This window comes from Bacterioplanoides pacificum, assembly GCF_042648445.1.
In the GTDB taxonomy this organism is placed as follows: domain Bacteria; phylum Pseudomonadota; class Gammaproteobacteria; order Pseudomonadales; family Oceanobacteraceae; genus Bacterioplanoides; species Bacterioplanoides pacificum.
Genome location: NZ_JBHRYB010000005.1, coordinates 1 through 17,347 on the forward strand (window position 1 = coordinate 1; position 17,347 = coordinate 17,347).

Here is a 17,347-nt window from a genome sequence, read left to right on the forward strand (position 1 = left end):
GATCTTCCTGAGTTTTAATGCCTTTGGCGGCTTCGAGTGCAAAGGCTTCAAGGTCTTTCTTGTTCATAACTGCTTATCCTGATGGTTAGGGGATGATAAGCAGTTACACAGTTTTATCTACAGTCTCAACCTGGCAAAAAGCTACGCATTTAACAACATCTCAGGGCGAGCTTCTTAAAACAGAAGATTACTCTCTAAACTTCATATTCGAAGATGCCTTTGATGATTACTATTACGAATTTCTAGAGTCAAAGTTACCGTATATTTTTCTGTATATCACACAAGTTACACTAGAATCGTTTAACCGTATCCAATCGACAAACGAAAAAACCATATCTCATCTAATTCTTACAATGATGGGATGTTATGAATCACTATTTTTGGATGGCAGAAGCTTAACTATAAGCCGTATGCTGCAAAAGCAGCTAGGCGACTTTCTCAGTTGCATTCATTGCGAATCCAAACTAAAGATCAAAAAGGCTAATGCCGCGGAGCTGTATTTACATGAGGCTTTTATTTGTGAAAGCTGTGGATTGCGGTCGGAGCTTCCACTGTATTGGCTGCTGGCTAAGGCAAAAATGACATTAACGAAGTCTTAGCGAGTAAGGCTTCTAACAAGCAAAGGCAGCGGATGCTACGCACCGCTGCTTTGGGCGTTATATTTTCTTAGAGATTGGAGTTCTATGTTAAACGATCATGGTTACGAAGGAGCCGATTGGGATAAGGCTAAGGAGCAGGCAAAGGATGTTTTAGTGGGGGTCGCTCTTAGAAAGGGGCGTATTGCTTACTCCGAATTGGCGGCTCAAATTAGTGCAATTGCCATTGAGGCGCACGATCCAAGAATGTTCCATATGCTAGGTGAGATTAGCTCTGAGGAAGATGCAGAAGGTCGAGGGATGTTGACTGCGATTGTAGTTCATAAATCCGGGGATATGCAGCCTGGGCCAGGCTTCTTCGAATTGGCCCAGTCGTTAGGTAGAGATACGTCTGACACATTATCTTGCTGGGTTGATGAATTTAACTTTGTTCACGATTATTGGGCTAATCGCGCAAGCAAAACCTAACAAGCGACTGTGATTCAATCCTGAACCTCCCCCGCTTTAACGGACACCAGCGCCAAACTGACGAGGTGTCCAATACCCAAATGCAACAAGCCCATTAACGCTGTTGTATCAGCCGCCGGGTAACCTGTTGTTTAAACGGCTTGAGGTTGTTGCCGATCCGTAACGCCGCTTTACGGGCCACTTTGGCCAGTGGGTTGTCGTTGGTAAACAAGCGCACCACCAGGTTGGTGCCTTCATACACCGGCTGGCTTAGCAGCTTATGCTGCATTTCGTATTGCAGTAATAACGATCGTGAAGCGATGTCTTTGCCTTGTTGATGTGCTTTGATGATCAGCCCGGCCAGGGTATCGGCGGAGCGTAAGCCGAGGTTATAGCCGTGGGCCGTCACCGGATGCATTCCCACCGCAGCATCACCCACCAGAGCAAAACGGCGGCCCACAAACCGTTGTGACATCACCCCTACCAGCGGGTAGCTGTAACGTTCACTGATTAATGTCATTTTACCCAGCCGGTAACCGATCATGGCTTCTGCTTCGCGGGCAAATATCTCCGCATCAAGGTTCTGTAATTCCTGGGCACGGCTGGCGGGTGTGGTAATGACAATGGACGATTGTTTCGGCCCGAGTGGCAAAATGGCGCAGGTGCGCCCGTAAAAGAAACATTCGCGCGCGGTATGCTGATGGTCGTGCTGGTGTTCCATATTGCACACCATCATCACCCGGCCATAATCTTTCATACGGGCGCTGATCCCCATCATACGCCGGGCAGCGGAGAAACGGCTGTCGGCTGCAACAATCAGGCTGGCGCGCAGGCTGGCGGGCCCCTGGGGTGTTTGCAGTTCAACCACACCATCGGCAGCGTTGCTGTGTACTGCGGTGACACGGGTTTCGGTTAATAGTTGGATCGTATCGTGTTGTTGCAGCTGCTGATACAGGGCCGCACGAATACGGTGATTAGCGACCAGGTAGCCTAACGGTGCATCGGCATCGTCGTTGCGCTCAAAATGCAGCGCATAGGGGGAATCGCCATCCACCACCTGGGCGTCTTTTAACGGGTGAACCTGGTCGGCGGGAAAACGCTGCCAGACGCCCAGCTGTTGCAGGATCGCGCGCGATTCATGGTTCATGGCAATATCCCGTCCGTCCATCGCCGGTTCGGCAATCGAGGCCCGTGACTGCTGGTCGATCAGGGTGATGTTCAGTCCGGAGCCGGCCAGGCATAACGCCAGGCTGAGGCCAGCCGGGCCGGCGCCAATAATGGCAATATCGCTGTACAACGCCGCAGGCGCTGTTGTTGGTATCTGCGTCACTGATCCTCTCCACTGCGGCGACAACATGTAATCCGTTGTGCAGGCTAGCAGTTCGGAAAAAACAAAACCTGACCTCGGTCATGGTTGCCGGGTGGTTCTGTCTGCCGGATAAGCCCGTTATACTGGCGGCAATTCTATCTTCTGTTAGGAAAAACCATGACAGCTTCTGGTGCTCATAAGCCCAACCACAGCTTCTTCAGCAATCTGCTGTTTAATATTGTTATTCCCACTCTGATTCTGACCAAAGCCAGTGGCGACGATATGCTCGGCCCCACGCTGGGGGTCGTCTGCGCGCTGGCCTTTCCACTGGCGTTTGGCTTATGGGATTTACGTGCGGCCGGTAAGGTCAATGTGTTTTCGGTATTAGGGATCGTCAGTGTGTTATTAACCGGCGGCATCAGTTTGCTGAAATTACCGCCGGAATACATTGCCATTAAAGAAGCGCTGATCCCGGGTCTGATTGGTATTGGTGTATTACTGACGCTGAACACCAAATATTCACTGATTCGTCTGATTATTCTCAATGAAGAAATTCTCGACGTCGCCCGGTTAAAACAGCTGGTGGCGGAACGCGGCCAGCAGCAGACCTTTGATGCCAGCCTTAATGTCGCCAATAAAATTGTCGCGGCGTCGTTCTTTTTATCCTCAGCACTGAATTACGGCCTGGCGCGCTACATCGTTACCAGCCCGGCCGGTACCCCCGAATACAACGAGCAACTGGGCACCATGACGGCACTGAGTTATCCGGTGATTGTGTTACCCAGTATGATCGTCCTGGGCATCGCGATCTGGTATCTATTTAAGCAGGTACGCCAGTCCACCGGTCAGGGGCTGGAAGATTTTATGTATAAATAACGCCGCTCGCTGCTACGTCTTATCAGACGACGTGCACAAGCTGATCAGTACGCCGGGGTGGCGCACTGATCATGGCAGGCGGGTGATGGCAGGAAAGATCAGATGCAGTAGGAAGCCAACGGCGGGAAACCGTTAAACTCCACCGCGCTGTAGGTGGTGGTATAGGCACCGGTGGAGAACCAGTACAGACGGTCGCCACTGGCCAGATTCAGTGGCAGTTCGTATTTGTGGTTTTCGTAGAGAATATCGGCGCTGTCGCAGGTTGGGCCGGCCAACACCACTTCTTCTACTTCCCCTTGTTTCTCAATAAACAACGGATATTTAATCGCTTCATCCATGGTTTCGATCAAGCCACCAAATTTACCGATGTCGGTATACACCCAGCGGTGTAAGCTGTTGCGGTCTTTCCGGCTGACCAGTACCACTTCGCTGACCAGCAACCCGGCATTGGCCGCCAGTGAACGTCCGGGTTCGAGAATGATTTCCGGAAAGTCTTCGCCGAAGTCTTCGCTCAGAAAGCGCTTAATTTCTTCAGCGTACGTTTCCAGCTCATTGGTGCGGCTCAGGTAATTGGCCGGGAAACCACCGCCGAGGTTAATCATTTTCAGCGTCAGGTTATCTTCCTGCTGCAAGCGTTCAAAAATCACTTTCACTTTAGCAATGGCCGCATCCCAGGCACCGATATCACGCTGCTGCGAGCCGACGTGAAACGATAAACCGTACGGCTGCAGGCCCAGCTCCCGTGCCAGTAAACACAAATCAATGGCCATGTCGGTTTGGCAGCCAAACTTACGCGATAACGGCCAATCGGCGGTGTGTGAACCGTCGGTCAGGATGCGGATAAACACCCGGGCGCCCGGAGCCGCTTTGGCAATATTACGCAGGTCGTCTTCCGAATCGCTGGCAAACAGGGTTACACCTTGCTCATGGAAGTAGCGAATGTCTGCCGCTTTTTTAATGGTGTTGCCGTAACTGATGCGGTCGCCACTGACACCCAGCGCCAGCACTTTATCCAGCTCGTAACGCGACGCCACATCAAAACAGCAACCGGCATCGCGCAGAATTTCCAGCAACTCCACCATCGGGTTAGCCTTAATGGCGTAATACACCTTGGCGTAGGGGAAATTGTGCTGCAGCGCATTCAGCTGTTTGCGGAAAATCTGCCGGTCGACTACCAGGCACGGGGTTTCCTTGCTGTCGGCAAATGCCTTCAGACGGGCATAGGCGTCGGCTTCGTAAAAATCGCTTGGTGACGTCACCATCAGGCTCGCTACCTCCTTGTGGTAGTGATCAAAAGAGCGGCGCAAAGATAGGCTTTTGCCGGCCGGAGTACAGTGATATTTTTTATTCTTAACGATCAGATTTTTTCGCTTAACGCAGAGTGGTTTCTGGCATGTTTTTCTCCGCCGGCTAAGCCTGGCCGGGGCTGATGTCATCGGGGATCGTGTTGTTGGGGATCGTGTTGTCGGAGATGGCGTGCTATCGCTTTGCTCTGCGATTAATGCCAGAATTAATCACTAATGTCCGGTTACCATCCCAGGCCGAGGTTAATAACGCCCTGTGTGCCGTACCGGCGTAATAAACAGGATTTATGAGGGTGAGTGTGATGTTAAGGATTAACAGCGTGTTGCTGGTGGTGTGTTTTATGTTGCCGCAGGCAGAGTTACAGGCTCAGGTTTATAAGTGGGTTGATGAGCAGGGCAAAGTACATTTCAGTGATCAGCCACCACGCGAGAATAATGCCGCTGAGATGGAAAAAGTTGACATAAAAACCCGGCCGATAAGTGGCGATCAGCCTGCTCCTTCGGCTGAACAGCGGCGTCAGCGGCAGCAACAGCTGTTAAAAACCATGGCGGAAGATCGTCAGGCGCTGGAGCAGCAGCGTGAAGAAAAACGCCAGGCAAAAAAGAAACAACAGGCCGTATGTGCGCGGCTGAAAAAGCGTAAAGAAAAAGCCCTGTGGGCCACCCATTTTTACCATGTGAATGAACAGGGAGAGCGGGTGTACGACGATGAAAAAACCGCCGAGGGAAAACGTCAGGCGGCCATCGACGCTTATCAGAAAGAATGTGGAGGCTGAAGTGACAGATGCGATGGCGACGGCAAACAGCGGCGCCAGTAAAATTTCCACCTCACGACTGGCGCGGCTGGCGAATATCGACAGCCGGCTGTTATTTGAGCGTTTGTTAGCGCGGCAATGGATTGTACGTGAGCAACAGGATGGCAAAAACAGTTACCGGCTGACGGCAAAGGGCGAATTTGAAGGCGGCGAATATCAGACGTCTGATAAATTCGGCACTTACATCGTCTGGCCGCCAGAGCTGTTGCAGCACCGCTTATTCACCGGGCTGGAAGAAAAACGCCTGACGGCAACCACGCTGGGTAAAGCCAGTGGCGTGCCGGGCAGGCTGATTAATCTGTTATTGCAGCAGCTGGGCTGGTTGCGTTCGGTTGCCACTGGCTGGCAGGTGACGGAGCGTGGACAGCGCCGCGGTGGTGAAACGCGGGAAACCAAAGACGGCGCCAGTTACGTCAGCTGGCCCGGCGCTCTGCAGGAGGATCAGTACTGGCAGCAGGCACTGGCGCAACTGGACCAGCAGGTCGGGTTACCCCGGGCACTGGATGGCCGCCTGGTAGACGATTGTGGTGAGCGGCTGATCAGCAACTGGTTGTATCTGCAACGGGTACACTTTGCTCAGCAATGGCCGCTGTCGGAGGGGGTAGTAGACTTTTATTTGCCGGATATTGAGCTGGTTATTCTGTATTGGGGGAATCGTCAGCAGGATAAAACCGCCACCGCGTTGCAGCACAAGCTGACGCGGGCGGAGGCACTCAGCCGCGCAGGTTATGTCGTGCTCGAATTAACGCCGGTGGCGCTGGAGGAGCTGGATAAACGCCTGACCCGGGAATTACAGAAGGCCGGTCTGCGTCTCAGCGGGTTACCCGGCTGATCCTGAACCATGGTTTTGATAAAGCCCTAAGTATCTGATTTTTCTTGTAAATAATTCTGATCAAAATAACGCCAATCTGTCAGCAGCAGCGTAGTCAGTGCTCTGAAGCGGATTATTAAAGTGGTTATCCAGAGGGATATCCACAGAATCTGTGTAAAACCCGGAAGTGTCAGGTTTCAGCGTGCGAGGCCGTTTGCTGTTGGGTTATGGCATAAATCCTTTGTTTTTGTGTGGTTTTTGCGGCATTAAGGTGTATGACAGTGCCTGTCCTGGTTGTTATGCACATTGTTTGTGCAGCCTGCTGAGATTGGCAAAATTTGCCCCATTATTTTCCGAAAATAGTATTGATTTTTATAAGTCTTTGAAAAATAAAGAAAAAATAAACTGTCCAAAAAATGAACAATTTGTCTGGGGGCTATAAAACATGCGCGTTGGGGCGGGTTTTTAAAGTGTTATGCACTTTGTTATCCACAGAATCTGTGGGCAACCCTGAACTGTGAATTTCCCTCTCAGCCATGGGTATGAAGCCAGCGGTCGATAAAATAACCCGTGTGAATGTCAAGCGCCAAAAGCCGACAATTTTACGGTTATTAACAGCAATGGCTTGTGTAAAAAAGGTGTCAGAATTTTTTGACGCAGCCGGATGCTTTATCAGGCACCTGTTTAAGTAATTGAAAAGTTTATACTTTTTTTTGGCGTGAAATAACACCAGCACAGCGCAAAGCCAGCAGGGCTGTGGCTTTGCGGCCTTCATTCAGACTTTATCCAGTAAATTATCCACAGATTGTTTGTAAAGACGTTGCTGGTCAGCTTAATGGCGCCGGTGGTGGGGTATCGCTGACGGCTGTAGGCTCGTCCCGCCATGGGAAAAAACGGTCCATACAAGCGGGCACAGGCTGGCTGAAATCCTGCAGCGGGGCCGGTAATTGTGATTGCCAGGCAAAACGCTGGCACAAACGGCGTAAGACGTTATCGACATCGGCTGTCAGTATCAGTGGTTCAGCACTGACCGGATGTTCCATCGTCAGTTGCCAGGCGTGTAACAGCAGCCGGGGGGCGTCGAAATGATCGCGAAAATAACGGCTGTGTTTACCTTTGCCGTAACGTGCGTCACCAATAATCGGGTGGGCCAGGTGTTTCAGGTGGCGGCGGATCTGATGTTTGCGGCCTGTTTTGGGCAAGGCTTCAATCAGGGAATAGCGCGACTGGGGGTATTTGTCGATGGCAATGGGCAGCTCCACCTGAGCCAGGCAACGAAAATCAGTGATGGCTTCCTGAGGGGGTTTTACTTTTTCGTGTTTGGCGTATTTGTCGACCGGTGGCGACATGGCTTTATCGAGGTGTACTGACTCCGGAAAGTAACCGCGTACGATCGCCAGGTAGCGTTTTTCCACCGCCCGCTGACGCCACTGATCGACCACCAGGCTGGCAATTTCCGGGGTTTTGGCAAACAACAGTACGCCGGAGGTCGGTTTGTCCAGCCGGTGTACCGGATACACGTGATGGCCCAGCATATTACGCACCAGCTGCAGTGCAAAGCGGGTTTCATGGCGATCGATTTCGCTGCGGTGCACCAGCAGGCCGCTGGGTTTGTTGATGGCGATCAGATGCTCATCCTGAAAAATAACCGGTAACTGCATAAGCCTCAGTATCTGTTTGCTAGGGTGATGGCGGTGTCGGGCAATAACGGCGCGCACTTTACCGTAAAGTGTGCGGTACGGCACCTGTCGCTCGTCAGTAGTTAACAGCGCTGGCCAACTTTGTTAGGGTGCTGGCGATTAAAAATAACAAGGAAGCGGGATGTTAAGACGCTGGTTTATTATTTTGCTGCTGATGTTGGTGGCGTTATTGGTTGCATTACGCAGTGTGTATCATCAGGACGGGCAGTTTCCGGACCGCAGTGCTGTGCCGTTATTGCCTTCCACCGAACTGCAACGGGTAGCTGATTTGCCCGCCCCGCCGGGGAATCTGGCGGTCAGTGACGGTGGCCGGTTATTTTTTACCTTTCATCCTGAGGCTGACCCGGAGATTAATGTTGCTGAATGGCGGGATGGCCAGGTACAAGCGTTTCCGGATCGCAGCTGGCAACCCGGTGGCAGCCGGGAAAATGCTTTTAATCAGGTATTATCACTGCGCTTGCACGGCACCACCTTATGGCTGCTGGATACCGGTAAACACGCGCTCAATCGGGTGCGGTTACTGGCTTTTGATATCCGCGACGGCCAGTTGCTGCATGAATATCACTTTCCGCGTGAGGTCTTTCCGCTGGGGGCTCATGCCAATGATTTCCGGATCAGCCCGGACGGCCGTTATTTTTATATCACTGACGCCAGCATTCTGGCGCGCTCACCAGCCCTGGTGGTGTATGACCGGCAGCAGAACGACAGCTGGCGGCTGTTGCATAACAGTGCAACGGTTCAGGCCGGGCCGTATCAGCCGGTGGTTCAGGGACGGGAAATGACCTTGTTTGGCGTGTTTACCATCAATCCCGGGGTGGATGGCATCGCGCTGGACGCCAATGGCGAGTGGTTGTATTTCGCAGCGGTCAGTGCCGATCAGGTTTACCGCATTGCCACCGCCGACCTGCATGATCGTCAGTTGCCGTATGCCACGCTTGAATCCCGGGTTGAAGCACTGGGCGCCAAACCCATGACCGATGGCATGGCGCTGGATGCCAGCGGCAATCTGTATTTTACCGATCTGGAACATTCCGCCATTGTGCGGCGCACACCAGAGGGGCAATTACAGACCCTGTTACGCTCCGCCGATTTACGCTGGCCGGACGGTTTCAGCCTGGCGGCGGACGGTTATTTATACGTCAGCTGTTCGGCGTTGCATCAGGTGATCGCTGAGCCGGCCGACGCCATTGAGGCTGCCGGGCCGTTCCAGATTTATCGTTTCCACCTTGGTCGGGCTGAACAGACTCTGGCAAATCAGCTATAACTGGAAGCAGGCAAATAACTAAAAAACTGTGCCGATGAAGTGTGTTTATAACGCCGCTGATATGCTGGAAGCCCATGTGCTGGTTGGCTTGTTACAGCAACACAAAATTGCCGCTTTTATCGAAGGGGAATACCTCACCGGCGGTGTCGGTGATCTGGCGACGCATAACTATGTGCGGGTGATGGTGAATAATGACGACTTTGACCGGGGCCGTCAGCTGGCGCTGGAATACGATCAGGCCAACAGCCACGATCAGCAACCTTTGCCCGACTGGCGGTTGCGCTACTGGCCCTGGTTTATACTGGCGCTGGCCGGCTTGCTGGTGGCTGAGGTGCTGCGCTATTTCTGACGCTCAGCAATCATCCGGTTGCGGCATAAATAACAAATCCGTTTCGCCATAGTCTGTCCCTATGGCACTTAAGGCGGCGGTGATCTGGCCACGGTGATGGGTCTGATGATTAAACAGATGTTGTAAGATCTGATCCAGTGGTTTCACCCGGGGCTGACCGCTGCTGCTGGTGTACTCAATCACAGCGGTGGCGTCGTCCTGGCGTAATAAATCGCACCAGCGAATCAATACGTCATCGACCCGCTGGCGTAATGGCCAGAGCAGTTGCAGCTGGTCGCTGATCTGGCCATTAAGGCGGCGCGGAAAATCAATATCTTTTAATTCTTCCAGAATCGGATACACATGTTGCATGCGGCTGAGCCACATTAAGTCGGTGATTAACAGATGATTCCAGCTGCCGTTAATCGATTGAAAAAACAAACCGCAGTCATCGTTCAGTTGCGGGGCTGGCAGCGCCAGACACACCTGATACAGGGATTCATTAATCCAGCGGTTATAACGGGCGGCGCGGCGGTGATGATCGGACCAGGGCATAACGGCCTCACATATAAATAAACACATCTGTAAAAAGCGTATGCCAGAGAATATGACGCGGCAAGCTGTTCTCGCGCTCGTAGCTGGTTATGATAGCCGACCTTTGTGTTACCGAAGCGCAACCGCCAGAGTCAGGTTAAGGACAACAGCCCATGACGTTCCATCGCAGCAGACCTCATATTCCGCTACGCCGCCGGGTAAACCGGGCATGGTTAACGGGTTATTCCGGCCGGTTTGTTGCGGGCCTGTTGTGGCTGTTAACGGGTTGCCTGGGGACGCTGTCTGCGTCTGCCAATCCGGTGGCCTGGGATACCACAGCCGGGGGCTGGAAAAGCCGCCAGTCGGCTCATTTTCAGATTTTTTATCGCCCGCCGCTGGCGGCTATGGCGCAACGCTCACTGGCGCTGGCAGAACAGGCACACCAGCGTTTGCTGCCGTTTTTCAGCGATGCCCGCGGGCAGGTACGGTTGCCGCCGGAGCGCACCCGGATGGTGCTGGTGGATGAGTTTGATCTGTCGAATGGCTGGGCCACTCCGTTCCCGTTTGCCCAGATCCGGCTGTACGCCAGCCCACCTCAGGATGTGAATGGCCTGGACAGTATGGACGACTGGCTGCACGGTCTGATTCTGCACGAATACGTCCATATTCTGCACAGCGAAATGGCCAGTGGCAGTGCCGCCGGGCTGCGTCGCCTGTTTGGCCGCACGCCGTTATTACCGCTGTTGGTGCCACTGTCGTCATTTCCACACGCCCTGTCACCACCGCTGCTGCTGGAAGGGCTGGCGGTGTATCTGGAAACCGATCAGCAGCATGGATATGGCCGGCTGCAAAGTAATTATTACCGCATGCAGATGCGCACGGAAGTGGCCAGTGGTGAGCTGATGAGTTTATCCGAAGCGGTTACGCCCGGGCGCAGCTGGCCCGCGAACCGGGCGTACCTGTACGGCGGCTATTTTATTGACTTTCTGGTGCGCCGTTATGGTGAGGACAGTGTGCGCCGTTATCTGCAGTATTACAGCAATGAGGTGTTGCTGTATTTCACCCAGCAGGGTACCGCACGTCAGGTTTTTGGCCACTCGTTTGAGTCCTTGTGGCAGGCGTTTCTGGCCGATCTGCGCCAGCAGTTTGCCGGCTCGGGGACGACTTCCGAAACGTCTGCTGAGGTGCAGGTGTGGCAGCAGCAGTTGCCGCGTATGCCACGCCTGGCGGCTGCACAGCAACAGTTATATACGCTGGCTGACAGCCGTCATGAGCGACAGAGCATTCAGCACTGGCCGCAGCCGCAACATCCACAACAGCCGCCACAGCGGCTGGTACACAGCAACCGGGTAACCGATCTGGATGTCTCCGCCGGCGGCGTGTTACTGACTTCCCGGACGCTGACGTATGCCAGTGGCCGGGTCTGGAACGACCTGTTTATCTGGCAACCACAGCGCGGCTGGCAAGCGCTGACCCGGCAACAGCGTTTCCGTAAAGCCCGCTGGCTGAGCAACACTCAGATTCTCGCCAGCCGGTCGCTGGCCGGGATCAGTGAGTTGTGGTTACTGACGCTGGATGACCAGCAACAGCTGCAGCAATCGCAGCGACTGTGGCGTGGCACGGCCGGGCAGGTGGTGGCTGACTTTGATGTCTGGCAGCAGCAGCTGGTGGCCAGCATCAAACAACCGGGGCAGGGCTGGAATCTGTATCACAGCCGTATTAACGCTACCGCGGCGCTCCGCTGGCAGCCGCTGACCAACAGCCGGGCTTATGAGCAGGGGCCACGTTTCAGTGCCGACGGCCGGCTGCTGTTCAGCGCTGACTATCACGGTCGGTTTAATATTTATCGCCTCGACCCGGCGGCATGGCTGCAGCCGTCTGAACAGCCGCAACTGGAACAACTGACACACAGCGACAGCGGCGCATTCACACCGCTGTCAGTGGGACAACAGCTGTTTTACAGCCGTTACCGACACGATGGTTTTGAGCTGGTCAGCCAGCCACTGACGGCGGGATATGTTCAGCTGAGCCGCGACAGCCTGAGTGGCCGTTATGATTATCCGCTGCAGCCACAACAGCCGGCGGAGGTTTCGGCAGAACAGGATTATACCGTTATCAATCCGGCTTTTTACCGCAGTCTGCAGCCTCATAGCTGGACCCCGTATTATCTGCAAGACGGCGAACAGCGCCGTTTGGGGCTGGCCAGCGCGGGTACTGATGCCCTCGGGCGTCAGCGCTGGAGTCTGTTGCTGAACCACGACAGCCGTCAGCAGCAGTTTAACGGCCAGTTTTTGTGGCAATACGATAATCGCTGGAGCCTGGGGTTCAGCCGCGATCACACCACGCTGGGTAACTGGCTGAGACGGGACGACAGCTGGTTGTTGCAGCGTGACTGGCTGTTGCCACAATGGCAGGATCAGCTCAGTCTGCATAGCGGGCTGAGTTACGAACATCAACGTTTGTTAGCCACCGAACTGAGTCGTGACGAGAGCCTGGTGGGTGCCGCGTTGCGCTTTAATAACCAGCAGTTTTTTATCGATGTGGCCGGTGTGGGCTGGGGCAGTGACGCCGACCTGGTGTTTGAAACCAACGATGTGCTGGCATCGGATTACAGTGGCGATGTGTGGCAGGGGCGCTGGCGCCATCACTTTGATTTACCCGGACGCAGCAGCCTCAGTTACAGCCTGGCACTGGGTAAAGCAGGACCGCAGGCCCAGGCGTTTGTGCTGGGAGGGGAGCAGGGTGAACAGCAGCGCTTGTTTGGCCGAAATGAATATCGCCTGCGCGGTTACGATCAGGGTGTACAGAGTGGCCATTTTATTCATCAGCAAACCCTGCAGCTGGGGTTTCCGCTGGCACGGATAGAACGTAACTGGGGTCTTAATCCGCTGGGGCTGGGGGACATCAGTGGCCGCCTGTTTATCGACAGTGGCCGCGCCTGGTTTCGCCGGCAGCAACGTGATCAGCTGACCGGGATCGGAGTGGAGGTCCGCAGCGATATTATTCTCGGTTATCGCCTGCTGGCACCACTGACGCTGGGGCTGGCGAAGGGTTTAAATCCGGCCAATGGTGAGCAGCGTCAGTTTTATCTGCGTTTTGGCCTGTTACTGTAAGGCAAACTGACGTAATGTTTACAGCGAATACATATTAACCCGGAGCCTGGTCGTTTGACTGCTACTCACTCCTGTTCTGATGCTGCCAGCCGTGCTGGCAGTGCGTCCGTTAAACCGTCGCTGGCCGTGATTGGCAGTGGTATTGCCGGTTTGTCAGCGGCCTGGCTGCTGAAACAAAAATACGATGTCACCCTGATCGAAAGCCACGACAAGGTCGGTATGGGGGTGTTCAGTGTTGATTATCAGTCGGCCGGTGTTGATAACCGCATCGATATTCCGTTGCGGGTTTTTTGTGACGGTTATTATCCCAATCTGCTGGCACTGTACCGTCATATTGGTGTTGAAATTGAAGCCGGAGATCATGCCGGGGTGTTTTTTGATCACCGCGGTAAGGAGGTGCTGCATTATGGCAATGTGGCGCTGGGCCGGTACCGCTTTTCACTGCCGAAACTGAAGTCGCTATTTAGCTGGCGTGCCTGGCGTCTGATGCTGGCGTTCCGGCGTTTTAACCGTCTGGCGCAACAGGCGTTATTAACGGATGAGCAGCTGCGACAAAAAACGCTGCAACAATTTCTGCAACAACAGCAGATCGACGGTGAGTTCACTGAACAGCTGTTATTGCCGGTACTGGCGGTAACCTGTACCTGTGATTATCACAGCATTCTGAATTATCCGGCGGATGTCATTCTGGCCTATCTCACTTGTGGTGTGTGGCAATTCGGTATTATTCATGCGCGCAACGGCGTTGACGATATCGTGCCGCGGCTGACGCAGGGCATTCAGGTGCAGACCGGCCAGACGGTACAGAGTGTCCGGTCGTGTGGTGAACAGCTGCAGCTGACCCTGGCCGATGGCCAGCAGCAGCGCTTTGATCAGGTGGTGATTGCCTGTCAGGCACAACAGGCAGCGGCCATGCTGGATGGCTTTGACCAGCAGCAAGCCTGGTTGCGTCAGGTACCGTTTGAAACATCGACCATGATGGTACACACCGACAGTGGTTTTTTGCCACAGCAGGGTAAAGGTTGCTCTGCCGTCAGTTATTGTCTGCCGCCACAGGGCCGGCAGCGGCCACAGGTCAGCGTTGATTTAACCAAAGCCATTCCCCGCTACCGGCAACAGGGCACCGTGTTTCAGACCTGGCATCCAACGTTTGAACCGGGCGCTGGTCAGCTGCTGGCAAAAGTGGCATTTACCCGCCCGCTGGTAACGCTGGAAAGCCGGGCCGCGATGCAACAATTACGACAACAGCAACAACAACAGTGCGATAACCGGCTGTGGTTCTGTGGTTCTTACCTGGCCGATAAAGTGCCCTTGCTGGATGCGGCGGTGGATTCTTCGGTGGCGGTGGCCGAGGCTCTGGGGGTGGAAATTCCCTGGCAGGCGGCCGGGCACTGATGCCCCCGTCGGAGACGTTTTTTGATCTGGCCGAACAGCGCCTGAATCCGCCGGGACGGTGCTGGGGTAACCTGGGATTGTGGCCGGCGGCGCCGTTGCTGGGTACTGCCGGAGAATACGCTGACGCCTGTGAGCAGCTGGCCCACACGCTGGCGGCGGCGGCCGGACTGGGGCCCGGTAGTGTGGTACTGGATGCCGGGTTTGGTTGTGGTGATCAGCTGCTGTTATGGCGTGCTGATTATCGGGTGGCACAATTATTTGGTATTAATTTTTCGTCATTACAAACCGGGCTGGCGCAGCAGCGCTTACAGCAGCAGGCGCAACAACAGCAGGATGAGGTGCTGGCCCGGGCGGCACAACAGTGTGTGCAGGGGGATGCATGTGATGCGCGCCTGTTCTCAGAGTTAAGTGATGCCGGTATTAACTGCGTGCTGGCACTGGACTGCATTTATCACTTCCCCGATAAATTACACTTCTGGCAACAGGCGACGGCACTTCTGCAGCATCAGCCGAAGGGCGTTATCGCCTGTACCGATCTGAATCTGTGTCGCCCTCTGGCTGATTTTCCCTGGCTGGTAAGGTGCTTATTAACGGCCATGTTGCGGGCTTCATCAATACCGTTAAACAATCTGCAAACCGTGGAGCAAAGCCGCACCCGGTTGCAACAGCTGACAGCGGGCAACGTTTCTGTCGTTGATCTCAGTGACCGGGTGATGCCGCGTTTTGGCGTTTGGTTTGCTGCCTTTCGGCGTCGTCAGACTGGTCGGCGCTGGTCACCGGGCTGGCTTAAATATCAGCTGACCGGGGCTTTCCTGCAGCAGGCCTGGCGCCGTGGCTGGCTCAGCTATACGCTGATCCGGGCTGAGCTGGCGTCAGAACAGCCAATGGCGACGCCGGAGCAGTAGCGTAAAGTGCGCCGCTTTGAATTGCTCACTGTGGTGGTTATGAATTTATTTGGCCGTTTATTACTGATTTTACTGGCCCGTCGCTGGGCAACCCAAAAAACAGCGCAGCAGGTGTTTTCTGATTATTTCCGCGTCTGGTTCCACGATCTGGGCTGGCGCGATCATTTACCCAATTATCGTTTTTACAGTTTTATGGAACTGGGCCGCTTTTCCTTCTGGCACGGCACCGGGCTGGCACATAATGGCAGTTACCGGGTGCGTATGATTGCGGCGCAGGATTTTATTTATTTGCGGCCGTTGTCGCCGTTCAGCCGTTTCCGTTGTGATACTCAGCTGTTGGGCTGGGATGATAAATATCTGTATTTTCGTCACAATTTTTATCACCGTCATACGCTGGTGGGGATTGGCCTGGTGAAAGAAGCCTGCCTGATTAAAGGCCAGGTGGTAAAGCCAAAATATATTCTCGGACAAGACCCGCAGGGAGATGCGGTCATTGATGCCTGGCAGGCGCTGCAGCAACAGATTAAAAACGGCCAGCCGGCAGTCGCTGAAGACAGTCAGACAGATCACAGCGGACTGGAAATACGCTGATCTTCAGCTTGATGAAAAACCCCTATTATTTAAATCCTGCTAATTTCCCCACCCGAAGGGTGGAGAAATAGCTCCTAAGTTTACATTTCCGCCCCTCTGGGGTGGAGATACCAAGGTAAAACTCTGCTTACTTTGAGTTATTAGTGGGGATTTAACCTGCAATGAAAGAGGCTGCTGGACGTTGTCAGCCGTCTGATATTTTTATTATTTATCTTCGTTATTGCCCTCTATTTTTTAGTGTGGCACTGGCTTACGGTGATACGCCTGTTTTCCAGCTGATAAAGAGCAAGGCATATGACACTGTGTGAGCGTTTGGCCATCGATTTCCCGTTGTTGCAGGCACCAATGGCCGGGGTACAGAACTGGCAACTGGCCGTTGCGGTGTCTGAAGCCGGTGGTTTGGGGGCCATTCCCTGTGGCATGCTGGCGCCGGATCAGATCGTCGAACACATCGAACAGTTCAGGCGCCGGTCGCAACGTCCTTATAATCTCAATTTTTTCTGTCATACCATGCCGGCGGCCGATAATGCGTTATTGCAGCACTGGCAGCAGCAGATGACACCTTATTACAACCAGCTTGAGGTTGAGCCGCCAGGGTTTGACGGTGCCTTACGGCGGCCATTCGATGACGACATTGCCGATTTGCTGGAGCCTTATCGGCCAGCGGTAATCAGTTTTCATTTTGGTCTGCCGGCGGCTGAATTATTACAGCGGGTTAAATCCTGGGGCACCACGGTATTGTCTTCCGCCACGACCCTGGAAGAAGGTTTATGGCTGCAGCAACACGGCGCTGATGTTGTGATTGCACAGGGCATTGAAGCCGGTGGTCACCGGGCGGTATTTCTGCAGGGCGACGATTGGCCTGCGCTGTTGCAGCAACAACCCGGCTGTGCAGAACTGGTGACACAACTGAGCCGGCAACTCGATATTCCGGTTATTGCGGCTGGCGGTATTGCCAGTCATGCCGACGTCCGGCGCATGCTGGCCGCCGGTGCTGCAGGCGTGCAGCTGGGCACCAGTTATTTGTTGTGTGATGAAGCCAATACCAGCGAGCTGCACCGTCAGGCGTTACAGGATGAGCAGCGCCAGACCGCGGTAACCACGTTGTTTTCCGGCCGTCCGGCGCGTGGCATCGTCAACCGGGTGATGACGGAGCTGGGCTGTATGCCGTCGCCGCTGCCGCCGTTCCCTTATGCCTCGCTGGCTCTGGCGCCATTGCGCAGTGCCGCAGAAGCCCGGCAACGGGATGATTTTTCGCCGTTGTGGGCCGGTGAAAACCGTTCCGGTTGCCGTGCCATCAGTGCTGCGCAATTAACCCGGCAGTTGTGGTTTGGTGAATAACAACCGCTTTGCCGCCAC

Annotated in this window: 16 protein-coding genes; 12 read left to right on the forward strand and 4 right to left on the reverse strand. The window is 54.2% G+C overall.

Going from position 1 to position 17,347, the window contains the following annotated elements; all coding sequences use genetic code 11:
• Positions 1 to 683: 683 nt before the first annotated feature.
• Positions 684 to 1,064, forward strand: coding sequence for a hypothetical protein (locus tag ACFOMG_RS04645; RefSeq protein ID WP_376865087.1), 381 nt, complete (start codon positions 684 to 686; stop codon positions 1,062 to 1,064).
• 94 nt (positions 1,065 to 1,158) lie between these two features.
• Here ACFOMG_RS04645 and ubiM read toward each other — a convergent pair whose 3' ends face one another.
• The gene (gene ubiM / locus ACFOMG_RS04650) at positions 1,159 to 2,373 is read right to left on the reverse strand and encodes a 5-demethoxyubiquinol-8 5-hydroxylase UbiM (RefSeq protein WP_376865088.1); all 1,215 of its coding nucleotides are present in this window, start codon (positions 2,371 to 2,373) and stop codon (positions 1,159 to 1,161) included.
• A 156-nt stretch (positions 2,374 to 2,529) separates the two neighbouring features.
• Here ubiM and ACFOMG_RS04655 point away from each other — a divergent pair, with 156 nt between their 5' ends.
• Positions 2,530 to 3,228: a VC0807 family protein gene (locus tag ACFOMG_RS04655; RefSeq protein ID WP_376865089.1), complete on the forward strand. Its 699-nt coding sequence runs from the start codon at positions 2,530 to 2,532 to the stop codon at positions 3,226 to 3,228.
• Positions 3,229 to 3,326: 98 nt separating this feature from the next.
• On the opposite strand, the gene ACFOMG_RS04660 is transcribed toward ACFOMG_RS04655, so the two are convergent.
• Positions 3,327 to 4,490 (reverse strand): type III PLP-dependent enzyme, encoded by a 1,164-nt coding sequence (locus tag ACFOMG_RS04660; protein WP_376865091.1) that lies wholly within the window; start codon positions 4,488 to 4,490, stop codon positions 3,327 to 3,329.
• 167 nt (positions 4,491 to 4,657) lie between these two features.
• On the opposite strand from ACFOMG_RS04660, the gene ACFOMG_RS04665 reads away from it, so the two are divergent.
• The 3 genes from ACFOMG_RS04665 to ACFOMG_RS04675 are packed head-to-tail and all read left to right on the forward strand — an operon-like array spanning position 4,658 to position 6,179.
• Complete coding sequence (locus tag ACFOMG_RS04665) at positions 4,658 to 4,807, forward strand: hypothetical protein (RefSeq protein ID WP_376865092.1); 150 nt, start codon at positions 4,658 to 4,660, stop codon at positions 4,805 to 4,807.
• 27 nt (positions 4,808 to 4,834) lie between these two features.
• Positions 4,835 to 5,308 carry a DUF4124 domain-containing protein gene (locus ACFOMG_RS04670; protein WP_376865093.1) on the forward strand — a complete coding sequence of 158 codons (474 nt, stop codon included), beginning with the start codon at positions 4,835 to 4,837 and terminating at the stop codon, positions 5,306 to 5,308.
• Position 5,309: 1 nt separating this feature from the next.
• Positions 5,310 to 6,179 carry a hypothetical protein gene (locus ACFOMG_RS04675; RefSeq protein WP_376865094.1) on the forward strand — a complete coding sequence of 290 codons (870 nt, stop codon included), beginning with the start codon at positions 5,310 to 5,312 and terminating at the stop codon, positions 6,177 to 6,179.
• An 806-nt stretch (positions 6,180 to 6,985) separates the two neighbouring features.
• Here ACFOMG_RS04675 and ACFOMG_RS04680 read toward each other — a convergent pair.
• Positions 6,986 to 7,819: a pseudouridine synthase gene (locus tag ACFOMG_RS04680; RefSeq protein ID WP_376865095.1), complete on the reverse strand. Its 834-nt coding sequence runs from the start codon at positions 7,817 to 7,819 to the stop codon at positions 6,986 to 6,988.
• Positions 7,820 to 7,979: 160 nt separating this feature from the next.
• Here ACFOMG_RS04680 and ACFOMG_RS04685 point away from each other — a divergent pair, with 160 nt between their 5' ends.
• On the forward strand, positions 7,980 to 9,122 hold the full coding sequence (locus ACFOMG_RS04685) for an SMP-30/gluconolactonase/LRE family protein (protein WP_376865096.1): 1,143 nt from the start codon (positions 7,980 to 7,982) through the stop codon (positions 9,120 to 9,122).
• Between the two features lie 34 nt (positions 9,123 to 9,156).
• Entirely contained in the window at positions 9,157 to 9,471 is a 315-nt protein-coding gene (locus tag ACFOMG_RS04690; protein ID WP_376865097.1) for a putative signal transducing protein, read from the forward strand.
• Between the two features lie 3 nt (positions 9,472 to 9,474).
• On the opposite strand, the gene ACFOMG_RS04695 is transcribed toward ACFOMG_RS04690, so the two are convergent.
• Positions 9,475 to 10,005, reverse strand: a complete 531-nt coding sequence (locus tag ACFOMG_RS04695) for a DinB family protein (RefSeq protein ID WP_376865098.1) — start codon at positions 10,003 to 10,005, stop codon at positions 9,475 to 9,477.
• A 152-nt stretch (positions 10,006 to 10,157) separates the two neighbouring features.
• Between ACFOMG_RS04695 and ACFOMG_RS04700 the strand changes: the two genes are divergently transcribed.
• From ACFOMG_RS04700 to ACFOMG_RS04720, 5 genes are all read left to right on the forward strand, one after another.
• Positions 10,158 to 13,097, forward strand: coding sequence for a hypothetical protein (locus ACFOMG_RS04700; protein WP_376865099.1), 2,940 nt, complete (start codon positions 10,158 to 10,160; stop codon positions 13,095 to 13,097).
• Positions 13,098 to 13,151: 54 nt separating this feature from the next.
• Positions 13,152 to 14,492, forward strand: a complete 1,341-nt coding sequence (locus ACFOMG_RS04705; protein ID WP_376865100.1) for an FAD-dependent oxidoreductase — start codon at positions 13,152 to 13,154, stop codon at positions 14,490 to 14,492.
• The gene (locus ACFOMG_RS04710) at positions 14,492 to 15,397 is read left to right on the forward strand and encodes a class I SAM-dependent methyltransferase (protein WP_376865101.1); all 906 of its coding nucleotides are present in this window, start codon (positions 14,492 to 14,494) and stop codon (positions 15,395 to 15,397) included. Before ACFOMG_RS04705 ends, ACFOMG_RS04710 begins: the two co-directional genes overlap by 1 nt.
• Positions 15,398 to 15,403: 6 nt before the next feature.
• Positions 15,404 to 15,988: a thioesterase family protein gene (locus ACFOMG_RS04715; protein ID WP_376865102.1), complete on the forward strand. Its 585-nt coding sequence runs from the start codon at positions 15,404 to 15,406 to the stop codon at positions 15,986 to 15,988.
• 294 nt (positions 15,989 to 16,282) lie between these two features.
• Complete coding sequence (locus ACFOMG_RS04720; protein WP_376865103.1) at positions 16,283 to 17,329, forward strand: NAD(P)H-dependent flavin oxidoreductase; 1,047 nt, start codon at positions 16,283 to 16,285, stop codon at positions 17,327 to 17,329.
• Positions 17,330 to 17,347 lie beyond the last annotated feature (18 nt).